Origin of the sequence: Peribacillus sp. NJ11 (genome assembly GCF_030348405.1) — a bacterium.
In the GTDB taxonomy this organism is placed as follows: Bacteria; Bacillota; Bacilli; order Bacillales; family DSM-1321; genus Peribacillus.
The window spans coordinates 2,397,842-2,412,697 of record NZ_JAUCFO010000001.1 but is presented as its reverse complement, the minus strand read 5'-3'; the positions used below and the strand labels follow the sequence as shown (position 1 = coordinate 2,412,697).

At 37.3% G+C, this 14,856-nt stretch carries 18 protein-coding genes; 3 read left to right on the top strand and 15 right to left on the bottom strand.

Annotated elements, in window-relative coordinates; all coding sequences use genetic code 11:
• The first annotated feature begins 84 nt into the window (after window positions 1-84).
• A complete protein-coding gene (locus QUF86_RS11895; RefSeq protein ID WP_289315160.1) occupies window positions 85-513 on the top strand; it encodes a hypothetical protein in 429 nt (142 codons plus the stop codon).
• Between the two features lie 546 nt (window positions 514-1,059).
• Here QUF86_RS11895 and QUF86_RS11890 read toward each other — a convergent pair.
• Both QUF86_RS11890 and QUF86_RS11885 read right to left on the bottom strand, forming a co-directional pair.
• Complete coding sequence (locus tag QUF86_RS11890; RefSeq protein WP_289315159.1) at window positions 1,060-1,620, bottom strand: peptidoglycan-binding domain-containing protein; 561 nt, start codon at window positions 1,618-1,620, stop codon at window positions 1,060-1,062.
• Between the two features lie 213 nt (window positions 1,621-1,833).
• On the bottom strand, window positions 1,834-2,016 hold the full coding sequence (locus tag QUF86_RS11885) for a hypothetical protein (protein ID WP_289334457.1): 183 nt from the start codon (window positions 2,014-2,016) through the stop codon (window positions 1,834-1,836).
• 277 nt (window positions 2,017-2,293) lie between these two features.
• Here QUF86_RS11885 and QUF86_RS11880 point away from each other — a divergent pair, with 277 nt between their 5' ends.
• Window positions 2,294-3,064 (top strand): alpha/beta fold hydrolase, encoded by a 771-nt coding sequence (locus tag QUF86_RS11880; RefSeq protein ID WP_289315157.1) that lies wholly within the window; start codon window positions 2,294-2,296, stop codon window positions 3,062-3,064.
• Window positions 3,065-3,165: 101 nt separating this feature from the next.
• Window positions 3,166-3,825, top strand: coding sequence for a DUF2238 domain-containing protein (locus QUF86_RS11875; RefSeq protein WP_289315156.1), 660 nt, complete (start codon window positions 3,166-3,168; stop codon window positions 3,823-3,825).
• A gap of 29 nt (window positions 3,826-3,854) precedes the next feature.
• Here the strand turns inward: QUF86_RS11875 and QUF86_RS11870 are convergent, their stop codons facing one another.
• The 13 genes from QUF86_RS11870 to QUF86_RS11810 form a co-directional block, all read right to left on the bottom strand.
• Entirely contained in the window at window positions 3,855-4,307 is a 453-nt protein-coding gene (locus QUF86_RS11870) for a DinB family protein (protein ID WP_289334456.1), read from the bottom strand.
• 338 nt (window positions 4,308-4,645) lie between these two features.
• On the bottom strand, window positions 4,646-4,795 hold the full coding sequence (locus tag QUF86_RS11865; RefSeq protein WP_148357550.1) for an FbpB family small basic protein: 150 nt from the start codon (window positions 4,793-4,795) through the stop codon (window positions 4,646-4,648).
• Entirely contained in the window at window positions 4,788-4,955 is a 168-nt protein-coding gene (locus QUF86_RS11860) for a Fur-regulated basic protein FbpA (protein WP_081112861.1), read from the bottom strand. The genes QUF86_RS11865 and QUF86_RS11860 overlap by 8 nt, the downstream gene beginning before the upstream one ends.
• Window positions 4,876-5,487, bottom strand: a complete 612-nt coding sequence (locus QUF86_RS11855) for a flavodoxin domain-containing protein (RefSeq protein WP_289334455.1) — start codon at window positions 5,485-5,487, stop codon at window positions 4,876-4,878. The genes QUF86_RS11860 and QUF86_RS11855 overlap by 80 nt, the downstream gene beginning before the upstream one ends.
• 291 nt (window positions 5,488-5,778) lie before the next feature.
• Complete coding sequence (locus QUF86_RS11850) at window positions 5,779-6,381, bottom strand: nitroreductase family protein (RefSeq protein ID WP_289334454.1); 603 nt, start codon at window positions 6,379-6,381, stop codon at window positions 5,779-5,781.
• Window positions 6,382-6,436: 55 nt separating this feature from the next.
• Complete coding sequence (locus QUF86_RS11845; protein ID WP_289315150.1) at window positions 6,437-7,087, bottom strand: DsbA family oxidoreductase; 651 nt, start codon at window positions 7,085-7,087, stop codon at window positions 6,437-6,439.
• 300 nt (window positions 7,088-7,387) lie between these two features.
• Window positions 7,388-10,426: an efflux RND transporter permease subunit gene (locus QUF86_RS11840; protein WP_289334453.1), complete on the bottom strand. Its 3,039-nt coding sequence runs from the start codon at window positions 10,424-10,426 to the stop codon at window positions 7,388-7,390.
• Window positions 10,427-11,031: 605 nt separating this feature from the next.
• On the bottom strand, window positions 11,032-11,730 hold the full coding sequence (locus QUF86_RS11835; RefSeq protein WP_289334452.1) for a polysaccharide deacetylase family protein: 699 nt from the start codon (window positions 11,728-11,730) through the stop codon (window positions 11,032-11,034).
• Window positions 11,731-11,831: 101 nt separating this feature from the next.
• Window positions 11,832-12,281 carry an ASCH domain-containing protein gene (locus QUF86_RS11830; protein WP_289336217.1) on the bottom strand — a complete coding sequence of 150 codons (450 nt, stop codon included), beginning with the start codon at window positions 12,279-12,281 and terminating at the stop codon, window positions 11,832-11,834.
• A 73-nt stretch (window positions 12,282-12,354) separates the two neighbouring features.
• Window positions 12,355-12,831, bottom strand: coding sequence for a VOC family protein (locus tag QUF86_RS11825; RefSeq protein WP_289315147.1), 477 nt, complete (start codon window positions 12,829-12,831; stop codon window positions 12,355-12,357).
• Window positions 12,832-12,866: 35 nt separating this feature from the next.
• Window positions 12,867-13,178, bottom strand: a complete 312-nt coding sequence (locus tag QUF86_RS11820; RefSeq protein WP_289315146.1) for a hypothetical protein — start codon at window positions 13,176-13,178, stop codon at window positions 12,867-12,869.
• 245 nt (window positions 13,179-13,423) lie between these two features.
• A complete protein-coding gene (locus tag QUF86_RS11815) occupies window positions 13,424-13,837 on the bottom strand; it encodes a hypothetical protein (protein WP_289334451.1) in 414 nt (137 codons plus the stop codon).
• Window positions 13,838-14,242: 405 nt separating this feature from the next.
• Window positions 14,243-14,695: a GNAT family N-acetyltransferase gene (locus tag QUF86_RS11810; RefSeq protein WP_289334450.1), complete on the bottom strand. Its 453-nt coding sequence runs from the start codon at window positions 14,693-14,695 to the stop codon at window positions 14,243-14,245.
• Window positions 14,696-14,856 lie beyond the last annotated feature (161 nt).

Here is a 14,856-nt window from a genome sequence, read left to right as displayed (position 1 = left end):
TTGGTGCATTTATTTTCCTTTTAAATGTGACAAAGTGGTGAACATGTAAGCAGTTGCATAATATGATATAGAAGGAGGGATTTCATGCTTAAACAACCTGATAGAATAAGTATTTTCAATTATTGTTTTGCCTTAGGTGTGTCAGAGGTATTCTTTTTATCCAGCTTTTATCTTTCCATTCTAGACGTTTCATTATTTGCAGTCGCTTTACCATTTTCCGCATTATTTCTAATGTTCTCCTTGTACCTATTCCTTCGAACGCATAAAGCAGCAATGACTTTACCCAATCAAGCGGAACGAAGAAGGGAAATTCATGCGTTCTATCATCAGTCTTTCGGGATTTTCACAATCATATTTTCCGTCTTATTTTTTACAGCTTTAGCCTATATTCCCTTGCTGGAAAACGGGGGGCACTTCTATCTTCTTTATTGTTTACCGATGGCCTTGCTTTGTTTGATTCCTTCGATTGTATCTTATAAAGGAAGGAAATTATTCAAACTGGAAATGATTTAGTGGAACTCCTTTGAAATCCGAAAGCTTCGTTATTTAAGAAGCTAATCGAGAAATGGATTTTAGTCTCTTTCCATGTTTATTAGTTGAATGTATAGGTAAAATGAGGATATAATAAAGATAACTAACATATATAAAAAAAAGACACTGGTTAGACCAGCGTCTTAATGAACAGCAAACTGCATAAAGAGCAGCGGCTTTCTGTGGTAAGTCAGTAGCTACTCAATCATGAAAGTAACCCTTTTCCTACATACATCTGGCCGGATGGTATGGAGGGGGTTACTTTTTTAATGTAACCGCGATTACTGCGACGATTAAAGAGGCAAATGAAATCATAAGCATCAGTCCGTCCATAATAGAAATCACCAGCGACACCCCCTTTCATTAAAGGAGTGACCGCTGCCCACTATACCAAATTGCTGTCCACTTTCTATTATATCTGTATTTACTTGTTATTTATAGAAAAATATAGATATATTCATTCCCCTTATAAAATCCATGCTTATACATAAAAAAATCCCACTTATAGTGAGACCATTGTATATCCCATTATTGTTCCACTACACGGCCATCTTTGTAAATGTGGAACCACCCAATCGTTCCTGACCCGCCTTGATCCATCCAATCTTTATTAGCTGCTTTATAATTGTAATATGATTTTCTTTTGCCGTCTTTCAGCAATCTGCCATCACCGCTGAAAACGATATTGTTACCCAGCTTCTTTTTACCTAACGCAATCGCGTCTTTCTCCGTGAACTGTTTTCTTTCTACCTTATTTTCATCTAAGGCTGCCCATGTCAATGGTCCAACGATACCATCTGAACCCAGGTTATGATCCACTTGAAACTCTCTTACGACATTTTGTGTTTGGGTGCCGAAAATCCCATCAACGCCTACATTATATTTAACATCTTTAAGGCTTTGCTGTAAGTCTCTTACATAACTAGAACGCGAGCCTTTCCGGAGGGTCGGGCGCGTTTCCGCCTTCGTTTCGATTTTCTGGGTTTGACTGCCCTTAGATGCTGCTTGGGTAATTGAAGTTCCCGTTCCTAAGGGGGCTAACATCAGGGCAACGGCTGGAATGATGACCAATACTTTCTTCTTCAACACAAATAACCTCCATTCATATAATCACTCCTGCAGGTTTCTGACTTACTTTCCTTGGAGCCCATTCATTATAACGTATGGATTTATTTATTTGGTGTTTTATTACTTAAATTATAAAAAATGGTAAATAGTATCTACGGGTGCATTTCCAAAGCTTATTTGATGGAGACCTCGTTTCTTGAATAAAAAAATAATCCCCTTAAGGGGATTATTTTTTTACTGATAATCTGACTGTTGTTGATTCTGCCCTTGCATCCCAGTTCCCATTCCCATCAAGTTAGTGGCAAGCGGTACCATATTTTTCATTTTCCCGCCATTTCCACTCAACATTTGATAAGTGGCAATACCTACCCCGACCGAAGCGACAACTGGTAAAATTTTATCCATGTTTGCCTTCATTTTCATCACCTTATTTTATATATTTTTGTTCATTACCTGAACTCTTATATCTTGTTCAAAAGAACCCAAAAAATTCTAGATGTTTGTTACCGAAACAATTCGTAATAAAAATATGTTTTTAAGGGAAAATTCTTTTAGGAGGGATATTATGCAAGTACCCTTCGAATGGAAATTTATTTTTATGCTAAAATCCAAACGCTTATCAAAAAGTTGTTTATTAAATAGTATAGCCATTCAATGATTGAAAAATGATTTAAGATTATTGAGGTGAATATTCATGCCAATGTTAGATGTGGACGGTATTAGCTTGTATTATTCTGTTAAGGGAAAAGGGGTTCCTATTGTTTTTATTCATCCTCCAGTACTGACTAGTGTGAATTTCCAATACCAAATGGAGGAATTATCCCAAGAATTCAAAGTTATAACTTTTGATATTAGGGGTCACGGAAGAAGTCAGTATTCAAAACTGCCAGTAACTTATCCCCTGATTATAGAAGATATCAAACAACTGTTGGATCATTTGAAAATTAAAAAAGCAATCATATGCGGATATTCAACCGGCGGCTCTATCGTATTGGAATTTTTGCTGAGTTGTGCCGATAGGGCTCTAGGAGGCATTGTAATAGGTGGAATGTCTGAAGTGAGGGATAAATATTTTAAGCAAAAGATCTCTTTAGGAATATCACTTGCAAATAAAGACGCAGTTCCAATTCTTGCGCTATCCATTTCATGGAGTAATTCAAATACGGAAAATTTGTTCAACAAAATGTTTAATGAAGCCCTAAAAGGAGATGCCAGAAATATCGAGCAGTATTACTATTATAGTTTGCATTATAACTGTACCCATCAGCTAGAGAAAATCACCCTGCCAATTTTACTGATCTATGGTAAAAAAGATAAACCACTTTATCATTATGCTAATTTATTGCATGAAAAATTGCCATGTACGGAATTAAAATTTATTGATCATGTAAAGCATCAGATCCCTACAAAAGCGGCTAATGATTTAAATGAAAGTATTAAGCATTTTATCCATACAACTGTTTGATTCTTTCTATTTATAAACGAATAAACCAATCCATCAAGTACTATGTAGAAAATTTCAATCTTTTACTATTGTACATATCATAAATTTATGGAGTGAAAAAATTGGGAAGAGATAAAAGTACACTGATTCATTTATTATTTCTATTGCTAGTAACTGCAGTTTTTATTTGGTCAGTTATTAAGCCTGAAGGATACTTGATATGGACAATGGAAGTACTTCCTGCCGTTGTGTTACTGATTTATGTAATGGCTACATATAATAAATTCCGCCTTACTACATTATCCTATTTCGTTATTGCCGTTCTTTCAATTACCATGTTCATCGGTGCCCATTATACGTACACAAAAGTTCCTCTATTTAATTGGATAAAAGATCATTACGATCTAAACCGGAACCACTATGATCGGTTTGGACATTTCCTAAAAGGTTTATTTGCGATTGTGATTAGAGAAATAGTAATACGTAAAACCCCTCTAACAAAAGGACCCTGGTTATTTGCTGTCACATTAAGTTTTGCGCTTGCCATTGGAGCCTTATATGAAATCATCGAATGGATAGCTGCCATCATTTCAAAAGGCGGAAAGGCTTCAAAGGAATTTTTAGGAACACAGGGTGATATTTGGGACGCACAATGGGATATGTCGTTAACCTTAATCAGCTCTATCATTGTATTGTTCACCTTGTCCAAACTTCATGACAAGCTGTTACGAAAAGTGAAAAATCGAGAAGAAAACAAAAAGAAAGGCTCTGAAAAACGATAAATTAAAAAAATAGTGATCTATATAGATCACTATTTTTTAATTAGAATTTGATTGTTAATATGATGTTCCATATGTTCTAGATAATCATTTATTAGCCACTCTAATGATTTTTGTTGATTATTGCCGATATCACAAAGATTAGATAATCTATCATTTGGTGTATTCGTTATTATATGTAAGATTTGCTTATTTAAAGTACAAAAAAGGTTAACTATCTCATCCATTGGTCGCTCTTGATAATTCTGGACTAATACCCATTGGTCTTGATTATATGATTGTATAACATATGGCTGTTCTTCGTACTGAATCTTGATAAACCTATTCATATTGTTCAATGCAGAATCGCATAGATGTCCTAAAATCTCTTTTTTGGACCATTTGTGTGGCATTGGTCGATGATTTAATTCTTTTTCTGTCATCCGGTTGAACTCTTCTGGTATAAAACCTATCCAATTATTGATTCCATCTATTACATTTTTCAAGTTGCACTCCCCCTAAGTTTTACCTAAAGGATTTTTATTCGGCAACCAACCAGAAAATACCTTCTTCTTCAATCAACAGCATTTAATAACTGACCCAAAAGAAAAAACCGAAATCAAAAATGGATTTCGGTTCAGACTGCAGACAAACCCGAAAAAAAGCGAGTTTCCCTGCAATTTAAAAAACGTTCCAGTTGGTTTCAGAAATCCGCTCCCTTTCCGTCGACTGTCTGCCAAGCCTCATCAAAGCAAGCGTCTGTGGGGTCTCAGCTAGCCAGTTTTTCGGCAGGAGTGTCGCAAATTTCTTCAATACCTGGAGGCAACGTTCAAATTTTAACCAGTCATGATTGCACTTGCTTACTTTCCTTTTTTTCATTGATAGCTTTTTGATCGATTTTTGTATAGATGCGTTCCACTTCTATTTTGTCATGCAACAGAAGTTCGCGGTTTTCTTTTAGCAGTTCAGTATAAGATTTCTTTCTCCTAGACATTTTTTAATTCACCTCTCAAGTGATTGAATTCCTTTTGCAGGACAACTAACGGAAGCTCGTATAGTTGTTTATTATATTTTTTAAAAATCCCGAATTTCAGAAGTTCTTGGATAAGTTCCTCTTTTTTTGCTTCTCCCTTTGCACTTAATTGGGTAATCATCAAGGGCCCTCCTTAACAAAAATGCTGATTTTTGGTATTTTGGGTTGCCTAGCATCCGATCCCACATGAAGAATCTCCACTTCTTCCTCTTGCTTCCCCATATAAGGGCATGCTCTGCAAAGTCTTCACATTTCCTTAATTGTTCGTATCTAGTGCTTTCCTGGTGAATTTTCAATACTCGATCATGTACATCAAATCCCAATTCCTTCATTTTATCTGAAAGAATATCTATCGCGGCGCACGGTTTCGAATGGGTCAAGTCGCCGGCACCAAAGAATGCGACTTTCACTCCAGCAAAGTCCACTTGGTCAATTTCTTCATAAAATTCGTTTGCTTCATACGGTAAATCTTCAAGATTCCATGTATATAAACCAATAAAGGCCAAATCAAAATCCTTTAAGGCATCAACTTCAACAGTATCCAATCTTTCCATATATACTTCACAGCCGACAGCCTTCATTCTATTCTTTATGTTCATAGCCATTCTCTCGGTATTACCGGATAAACTGACATAACCAATGAATACCTTCATCTATATCACCTTCCTAATTGAGAATTAATTTCATTACACATCTCACTATAGATGAAAATGATTCTCAATGTCAATTATTTACCTCCGCTAATTATATGAAGGATGAATCAGGAACGGATATTTTCGCTTCACTTTCCCTGTCCTGTATCTGTAATAAAACACCGATTGACGCACCGTTGTGGCCGGAACGTTCAAACTCATTCTTCAAAAAAAGAGCCCGTTTTACTCATTAAGAGTAAACGGGCTCTTGGTTAATCTATTATCCTAAATCTTTATTCTTTAATCTTTGAATTAATAAAATTTCACAATATTTTCGAAAGGTAGGAACGTTTTGTCGCCTGGTTGTTCATTCGGCTCTCCAAATGGCATTTGAGCTATCAACGACCATTTCCCTGGAAGATCCCAAGTCTTCATCACTGCTTCATCAATTATTGGATTATAATGTTGTAAAGATGCCCCTATGCCTTCCGCTGATAAAGTCACCCATATTGCATACTGCAGCATAGCACTTCCTTGATGGGACCAATATGGAAACTGTTCTTTATAGGAGGGTGCTTTTTCTTGCATTTGTTCTATCGTTTCTTTATTTTCAAAGAATAGAATGGTCCCCACTCCATCACGAAATCCTTGTAATCGTTCTACAGTTGCCGCAAAGCTCTCTTCCGGAACGCGGGAACGTAGTGTTTCTTTTACAATATCCCAGAACTTTTCATGCTCGTCATCCATCACTACCACTACTCGTCCACTTTGCATATTAAATGAAGTTGGTGCATGTAAAGCGGTTTTTAACACTTCATTAATTCTTTCTTTCGTAATACTTTCGTTCTTTTTCACCATACGGATGGAACGACGATTGATGATTGCTTCTTTTACATTTGTTGTAGTTGCTGACATTTTGATTCCTCCAAATTATGTTTCATTTAATTTTATTTAATATCTCAAAAAGCTTTTAGCAATTCCCCTTAACGTCGCATTGCAGGCCATCAAATTCATTCAGTTTATTCTTGGTTTCTTCCTTCTCAATGACTTGCGCTAACCTTTCTTTGCTAGCAAGTCCTTGGATGACTTCATCACCAATAATAAACGTCGGGACAGCCCTGATATCCGCTTCTTCATAAGCATGTTTGAGTGCTTCTTGGTGCACTTCCCGATACTTCCGTGACACTAATGCTTCTCTAAAAGCATCTACAGGAAGTTCAACTTCACCCGCTAATTTTGTCAATACTTCAATATCTTCAATATTTTGTTCCTCTTGAAAAAACGCTGTAAATACTCTGTTGTGGAACTCGTTCCCTTTTCCGTGCTCCTTTGCAAAATGGCACCCTTCGAACGCCAAATGTGTATATGGATGCGGAGAAACACGGGGTAAACGCATATCAACTCCCAGCTTTTTCGCAACAGGAAGAATGTAAGAATCCCATGAATTCAACTTATCCGGTTCCTTCCATGGATCAATTTTGGAATATGGACTAGGACGAAGTTCAAATGGCATCCATTCCACTTCCACATCTTTTTCCTTCACGATTTCGTCTAAAGGACCTTTGCCCAAAAAACAAAATGGACATATAAAATCAGAATACGCTTTAATTTTCACTGTCATATTATATTCCCTCACTTTTCATCATTAGCTCTCACTTGTAACCAAATCAGTTACAACAACGAGTAAAAAAATATGCATTCTCTACGATATAGAATGCATTGGATTAAGTAACTCGTAGCCGATTGCTTCTTGCGATTTTACTTTATTGTCTTTCACCTCTGCTGTAATCATTTTAGTTACAGGTTGAAGATAAGTCAAGCATTATATAAAAAAATCTTTAAAACCTTCAGTTCGGGAAGTAAGAAAAAAAGTTTGTAAAGGAAGCGTCGCTTTCTCTACAAACTTTTCAGTTATTCTCCGTTACATCTCGATTTGTTCGTTAACGGGTTCTCTCTTTTTCTTCCTCTGTTTTTTCGATTTTTTATAGTACAGCAATTCATATATACATGGAATGACGATAAGTGTGAGCAGTGTTGAAACAGCTAGCCCGCCAATGACCACGATCGCTAAACTTTGTGAAACCAGGCTTCCTGTTTCCGCCTTTTTATATAAAAGCGGCAGCATGGCACAAATGGTTGCTACAGCCGTCATTATGATCGGACGGAATCTTGTAGCTGTCGCTTCAATGATCGCATCACGGATAATCATTTTTTCTTCGTTTTGTTTGACTCGATCCAGAAGCACAATTGCGTTTGTCACCACAATTCCTATCAACATGAGCGCACCCAACAGTGCTGTAATATCCACTGGAATTCGACTGATAACCAATCCTAATACCGCTCCAATCGCAGCGAATGGCAAGGAAAATAGAATGGCGACAGGTGCTTTAATCGATTTGAAAGTTATAACCATGATTAGAAAGACAATGCCTATGGATATTAACATCGTAAGGAACAAATCAGTAAAATCATCTGTTTGCTGAGCACTGGCTCCTCCAACTAAAATTTCTACATCTTTCGGAATATCAAGGCCGCCTTTGTTCTCCTTATCTCCAAATATCTCAAGATTTATTTTGCTTGCAATATCGGAAAGTTTAGTCGGATCGACCGTTGCCGTTAATTGAAGATACGTTTCCCCATCTTTATGGAACTGCGTTGTTGCACTCTCTTCGCTCTTTAAAGAGGCAACCTTTGACACCGGAGCTAGACCGCCATCTGTCATTATGGGAATATTTTTTAAATCCTCTGGTTTTTTGGGATCTAAGATTGGTTCAAGGACGACAGGTGTCTGCTTATCCTCCAACGTTATATTGCCGATAGGGGTTTTATTAAGCATGATCCCTAATTGTTGACCTATTTGTTCTGTATTGCCTTTAGCTGGATCTACCTTGAATGAATAAATGGTTTTCTTTTCGTCCTGGTTCGTTGTAACATCTTCAATTCCTTTAATATCCTGAATTTTTTCTTTGACCTTATTGGCAGTCAGTTCCAAATCTTCAACATTACTGCCGATCACATCTATCGTAATGTTCGTCTTTGATGCCCCCATCATGAATGAAGAAGCGGTGGACGTAAGCTTCGCATCAGGATAGTTTTCTTGTTCCTTTTCAATTTTTTTCAGGATTGCATCAATATTTGCTTTATCCTTCACCAGGAGGCCGAAAGTCGCTTCTGTAGGTGATGTGACCGCGCCATATTGTGCCGCCTCTGCAGAGTTTCCTAATTGCATGAACACATTATCTACATCACTCATTTCTTGCATCGTTGCTTCGAGTTCAATCGCTTTTTCTTTTACTTCATCAAATGGCTGATCATTTGGATAAGTTAATGTCACGGAGACATAGTCTGCTGACGAATTATCAATCGCCCCTTTTGGCATGGCAAAATATGTACCAACAGAACCGACAAACAATAGCAAAGCAACAATCAAGACAACCCATTTATGGTTTAATGACCATGTAACCAGCTTGGTGAAACGCTTGGCTGGTCGATGTTTTGGAAGCTTCGCTCTTTTCAGCAATCCCGCACTCATTAACGGAACAACCGTCAATGCGACAATTAAGGAAGCCAGCAAAGAATAAGTGACCGTTAAAGCGAAAGGCAGAAGAAACTCTTGGAGCCCTCCGTTCAATAAAGCTACCGGCAAGAAAACGGCTACAGTAGTAAGGGTTGAAGCTGTTATCGCCACTCCCACCTCTTTTACTGCATCCATCACCAATTCGATTGAAATCTTCTCTTGCTGCATTTTCCGGAAAATATTTTCAATAACAACAATACTATCGTCCACCAATCGCCCGATCGCTACAGCGACACCGCCTAGCGTCAAAATATTCAGCGTCACTCCCGACAATGACAGCAAAAATAACGTAAAGCCAAGAGATAACGGTATGGATACGATTGTAATGAATGTAGAACGTACATTTCGTAAAAAGACCATGATCACAATGGTGGCGAATAGCGCACCAAGCAGCACTTCTTTAACCATCGTCTGAACGGAAGTCTCCACCATATCTGCTGTAGATAAATAGATGGTCGATTTCTGGTCACCATACTTTTCATTAATTTCTTTTGATACTTTTTCAACCTCTTTACTGATTGTGACAGCATTTGATTGGCTGTCCTTGATAATGCTTAAATCAATGCTTTCCTTTCCGTTAAAACGACTGATGAGTTTACCATCCTTCGCTTCTTCAACTTTTGCTATCTCTCCAAGAGTTACATTTGGAGTGACTTTTAACGCTTTTAATTTTTCAATACTTGTTAAATCCCCAATAACCTTAATGTTACTTGCCTTCCCATCAATCACTTTTTCGCCTACGGCCAGAGCTGTATTCTGACCGTTAAGGACGCCCATGATATCTTGAATGGAGACTTTCTTTTTAGCCAATTCTTTATTGTCCACTTTGACTGAAAGTACAGATTGGGAAACTCCAAATGTCTGTACATCCGAAACTCCTTTAATATCTTTATATAGAGGCTCTAATTCCTTCTTGGTAAAGTCTATGTTTTCAGCTGTTAATCCCTCTTTGAAAGTAACAGCTATAAATGAAATGGGAATCATTGATGTATTTAGCTGTGTAACAGTAGGCTTTGCCATGCTTTGTGGCAATGCTACATTACCTAAAGCCTCTTGAACATCCAGTTTCGCTTGTTTCATATCCGATCCGGCTTCAAAAAATAGATCTACCTTTGAAAATCCATCTCCAGTGGTGGAGTATATTGAACTCTTTCCTTTAACTCCCGTTACTGCTCTTTCAATCGGATCTGTAACTTGTGTTTCCATCGTTTTCGAATCAGTGCCCTGCCCCATTGTGATAATCGTAACTTGTGGATTATCAGCAGATGGTAAAAATTCCATTGGCAATTTAAAATAACTGACCACACCTATCAACAAAATAAAAATGGTTACCAAAGAAACGGCAGCCTTGTTGTTAAACGACCACTTAGTAAAAAACTCCACGAACAAATCACCCCTGATTATAATTTAAAAGAAAATAATTCCATTTTAAATCTTACCATATTTTACTAATACTGGAGTGTTAATTTTTTATTGATTTTTATATTTTTTTGTGACTCTATAAATTAATGATAAACCAACTTGGTATGAAGAACTTTTTCCACATAACATAAAAAAGGCTGCACAGCAGCCTCATAGAAACAATCTTGATTATTTAAATCCTTTTAAAAAAAGCATAACGATAGCGAAAATCATTATCCCGATAAATAATATAGGTCCGATGCCCGAGCTATACACGAAGTATACCGTGATGTGGCGAAAAACGAGCACGACAAGAAATAGGAATAACAGGAAACACAAAATGATGATCAGAGCGGTATTTTTATTCCGATACAACGTAACCAGCCCCATTTTAATAGCTTTATTTACATGAAGGAAAATTCACAGGAAATCCTGCCTCTTACATCAACATACCGTTATGAAACAATATGCCTCCCCCATTTTGTACTATTCTGTATATCGGGAATTATTAATCCTTCACATAGCGGAATAATAAAAAAAGGTTGCCGCAGCAACCCATTTTTTCGAGAATATTGTAAAATTAAACCCTATAACTCTTGAAGTTCATTGACCGTTACAAACGTGTACCCTTCGTTCGTTAACTCTCGTAAAATTTCTTCAATCGCTTGAAGTTCTTTACCCGTATCATCATACATCGGATGCAACAGGATGATCGAACCTGGTTTTATATTTTCCTTCACATACTTCACTTTGTCAGAAGCGGAAGTGTAATAGCTATCCGGTTCCAGATTCCAGGTAATGGTGTCCCTATCATTTTTATTTAAGTAATAAGGCAAACCTAAGATCTTTTTCCCGTTTGGTGGGCGAACGTCGATTTCACCCTTATATCCTGAGTTTCGAATCAATTTATCCGTTTTCTCGATTTCCGTTTTTATAAAGGAAGGGGATTTAAAAACCATTCGCTTGTGGGCATACGTATGATTCCCAATCTGATGTCCGGCTTCCGCTATTTTCCCAGCTTCCTCTGGATAATTTTCGATTTCGTTACCAATCAGGAAGAATGTAGCTTTTGCATCGTATTTATCCAACAACGGAAGGATCTGATTTACATTCTCCGATGGGCCGTCATCAAAAGTCAAAGCGACCACTTTTTCATTCGTCTCGACCTTATCCGTTAATCCTCCGAATACCTGATAGGTTCTCGAATTCATCAATTTATACGTACCAAGCAATAGCAGGAAAACAACCAGTATACCCAATCCAATGAATGTCAGTTTCTTTTTCATGGCAAATACCTATCTTTCTATAAGTTTTTTAATCCAATGATATTATAGCAAATCACTGAACGAAAAAACTTATTGCTCTCTTTCAATCGAACCGTCTACATTCACTTTACATGTATCAATACAAAACGCTCACACACAAGCAGCATATCTTCTTTAAAGGTGTGGCCGATTTTGTCCAGTGCTTCTTTAAAAAATTTTTCATGAGCATCCCACCAGTATGTATAGGTTCCATCGCCTTCCCCTTCTGCAATCGCAAACCCTTCACTCACTTCATTCATGGGCAATACCTCGACTTTCACTGTTTGTATGATGGCTAAGGGCTCATCCTCACTGCTTAATATAATGCTATAATCACCCACGGATGGTAATGGTTCATTTTCCTCTTCATAAAAAACATAACCAGAGCACGTAGCCGTTTTTTTCCCTTCGATCACTAATTGAGCCAAATGATCGGGATCAGCCCCGAATTGCCACGCACTGACTGACTTGGGTTTTCCTTCGTCTTTCCCCTGCCAAAATTCATTCCAATATAATTCCGCTTTGACATTCATTCTATAAATCCCCCATTCTGCTTTAACATAAAGCATATTAAAGCGATTCATTCTTAAAACTTCCGCCCAACTGTCATTCGCTTTTTTCACTTCTGTATTCATTTAACCGTTCCCATTCACTTAAATACATACGATTCGTGATTTTTTTTGGATTTGCCAATTTACTGATAAATTCCAAACTGTTGCCGTCTGGATCATTAAAGTGAATTTTAGCGTGGGCATCTTCCCCGTGAGGCATCACGAAAGGTTCAATTGGTTGAAATCCGAACGCCTCTCTTGGCGAATAGCCCCTATCTTCAAGCCATGCGACTGAACTCTTTAAATCTTCCAATGATACTTGAAATGCTATATGCCTTAAAGAGGGATGATACTCAACCTCCACTTTTTCCGTTTCCCAAAGCCCCAACCAACTTTTATCCTTTTCAATCCATAGAAAAGCCAGGTTGTCTTCAACCTTATGATCCAACTGTAAACCAAGTCCCTCATAGAATTCGATGGACCGTTTCAAATCACGGACCGGTAAATGTGCTTCATATAAACCTCTTATCATTGAAAAACCACCTTTTTAGTCAGATCCAATTTGGTCTACGGGGCAAATTCAATTTCACCCGTTAATAACAAAGTGATGACGATAACCCATAATATGAAGAAAGACGAAGAAAAAACCAAAGAGATAATAGGAATCACTTTTTTCTCCGTATTCTTCAAAATACCTATGATAGAAAGGACGATGCCGGTAATCGTAAGGAAAAATGTTATATAATATCCAGTCAGGCTCCCGATATTGGCAATTCCAATAGGTGTAACAAAAACAATAAAAAAGCAAATAATTCCGATGATGAATGAAATAAAACTAATTACACCGTACCTCTTCTGAATAAATGCTTCGTTTTCCATCGAGCACACCCTTTCATGATTGTCATATAGATCCTACACATCTATAAATATCTCACGAATAATTTTAACATATAATACCAGCGAATGTTTGTGCAAAGGTTGCCGCAGCAACCTTCCCCAATGACAGGACAAGAAACGTTGAATTAAAGCTTCATTTTCATAGGTTTGCAAATGAAATTAGTAAGTGAATAGAGCGATAAAAGCCTACATCCCGATTAAGGATGTAGGCTTTTATTGAATTAATATTATTGCATTACGTTAAATGTATACGTTATTTTTGAAGAACTTGCATTTTCGAATTTAATACGGTATGTAGCGCCTTTGGTAACACCTGTCCAGTCCATTCTTGTATAGCCATTTTTAGCAGGATATTTTGTACGGTAATTCTTCCAAACGCCACTAGTCTTTTTTTGAAGAATTGCTTTGAATGTTCCAGATGCAGAGCTCTTTGCATTTACAGCAGTCCAAATTTCGTCTGACACAGTAGTTGTCATAGTACGTTGGTAAACGTAATTGGAGAATGAACCAGAATGATAATATGTAGTCCAAATACTTCCTGTAGTTGACCAATCTGCTGCCTCTGCTTTTTGAGCACCTCCGAAGCTTGAAAGACTTAAAACAAGTGCAAGTGCAAGTGAAGCTATGATGCTTTTTTTCATATGTATTTCCTACCTTTCTAATTTCATACATTAGTAATATTAACACAACTACTCAGTAGTACAATTACACAAATTAATATTTTCTTCTTTTTATTATGGATAGTCATTCTCGTTATTGTGGCATATTTAACGCTGTATTCTAGTTCCATGATTTATTTCCATTCTTTGAGTATCTCTTCCTTATTACGGCCAAACCTAGAAAGATTATGAATAACTAACTCATCATCAAAATGGATTATATTTTTCATTTTTTGATACTCTGTACGTTCAAAATCTCTGCCAGATAGATCCTACACATCTATAAATATCTCACAAATAATTTCTACATATAATACCAGTCGATAGTTGTGCACAAAAAAGGTTGCCGCAGCAACCTTCCCCAATGACAGGACAAAAAACGTTGAATTAAAGCTTCATTTTCAAACCTTCATGAGTCGCTTTGAATCCTAAATGTTCATAAAAACGCAGCGCTTCTTCCCGATTTTTATCGGTCGTTAGCTGAATGATATGACAGCCCCGCGCTTTTGCACGCTCAATCGCATATTGGATCAACTTGCTTCCTATTCCTTTCCCCCGTTCTGAAGATGCCGTCCGAACCCCTTCTATCGTAGCTCTCCAACCGCCTTGATGGGTAATATAAGGAGTGAACGTGATTTGTTGCACCCCAACGATTTCCTCACCAAGACATGCTACGATCAATTCATTATTCTCATCTGAATCAATGGATTCAAATGCTTTTTGATAGCTTTCAGGAAGGGGATATTCATAGCGCTCCCTTTCCCTCCCCAATATATCGTCCGCAAGCATCTTCACTATTTCACTTAAGTCCTTTGCTGCTGCATTCCTGAATGTAATCATACAATGCCTCCTAATACGTACTTCATCATCACACTTTTTCGTCATGATGAAATACTAATCTAGTTCAACCATAAATTCATGTATAACTTCTGCCAATAGTTCGGCGTTCCTCTTTTCTCGAGGAAAAATAATGATAGCTTTAAAAATAGGAATAACAAAAA

Excerpts from the sequence above, each read along its gene's own strand:
- QUF86_RS11895 (WP_289315160.1), top strand. The coding sequence starts at position 85 with ATGCTTAAACAACCTGATAGAATAAGTATTTTCAATTATTGTTTTGCC.
- QUF86_RS11885 (WP_289334457.1), bottom strand. The coding sequence starts at position 2,016 with ATGAAGGCAAACATGGATAAAATTTTACCAGTTGTCGCTTCGGTCGGG.
- QUF86_RS11880 (WP_289315157.1), top strand. The coding sequence starts at position 2,294 with ATGCCAATGTTAGATGTGGACGGTATTAGCTTGTATTATTCTGTTAAG.
- QUF86_RS11865 (WP_148357550.1), bottom strand. The coding sequence starts at position 4,795 with ATGTCTAGGAGAAAGAAATCTTATACTGAACTGCTAAAAGAAAACCGC.
- QUF86_RS11860 (WP_081112861.1), bottom strand. The coding sequence starts at position 4,955 with ATGATTACCCAATTAAGTGCAAAGGGAGAAGCAAAAAAAGAGGAACTT.
- QUF86_RS11855 (WP_289334455.1), bottom strand. The coding sequence starts at position 5,487 with ATGAAGGTATTCATTGGTTATGTCAGTTTATCCGGTAATACCGAGAGA.
- QUF86_RS11850 (WP_289334454.1), bottom strand. The coding sequence starts at position 6,381 with ATGTCAGCAACTACAACAAATGTAAAAGAAGCAATCATCAATCGTCGT.
- QUF86_RS11845 (WP_289315150.1), bottom strand. The coding sequence starts at position 7,087 with ATGACAGTGAAAATTAAAGCGTATTCTGATTTTATATGTCCATTTTGT.
- QUF86_RS11835 (WP_289334452.1), bottom strand. The coding sequence starts at position 11,730 with ATGAAAAAGAAACTGACATTCATTGGATTGGGTATACTGGTTGTTTTC.
- QUF86_RS11830 (WP_289336217.1), bottom strand. The coding sequence starts at position 12,281 with ATGAATGTCAAAGCGGAATTATATTGGAATGAATTTTGGCAGGGGAAA.
- QUF86_RS11825 (WP_289315147.1), bottom strand. The coding sequence starts at position 12,831 with ATGATAAGAGGTTTATATGAAGCACATTTACCGGTCCGTGATTTGAAA.
- QUF86_RS11820 (WP_289315146.1), bottom strand. The coding sequence starts at position 13,178 with ATGGAAAACGAAGCATTTATTCAGAAGAGGTACGGTGTAATTAGTTTT.
- QUF86_RS11815 (WP_289334451.1), bottom strand. The coding sequence starts at position 13,837 with ATGAAAAAAAGCATCATAGCTTCACTTGCACTTGCACTTGTTTTAAGT.
- QUF86_RS11810 (WP_289334450.1), bottom strand. The coding sequence starts at position 14,695 with ATGATTACATTCAGGAATGCAGCAGCAAAGGACTTAAGTGAAATAGTG.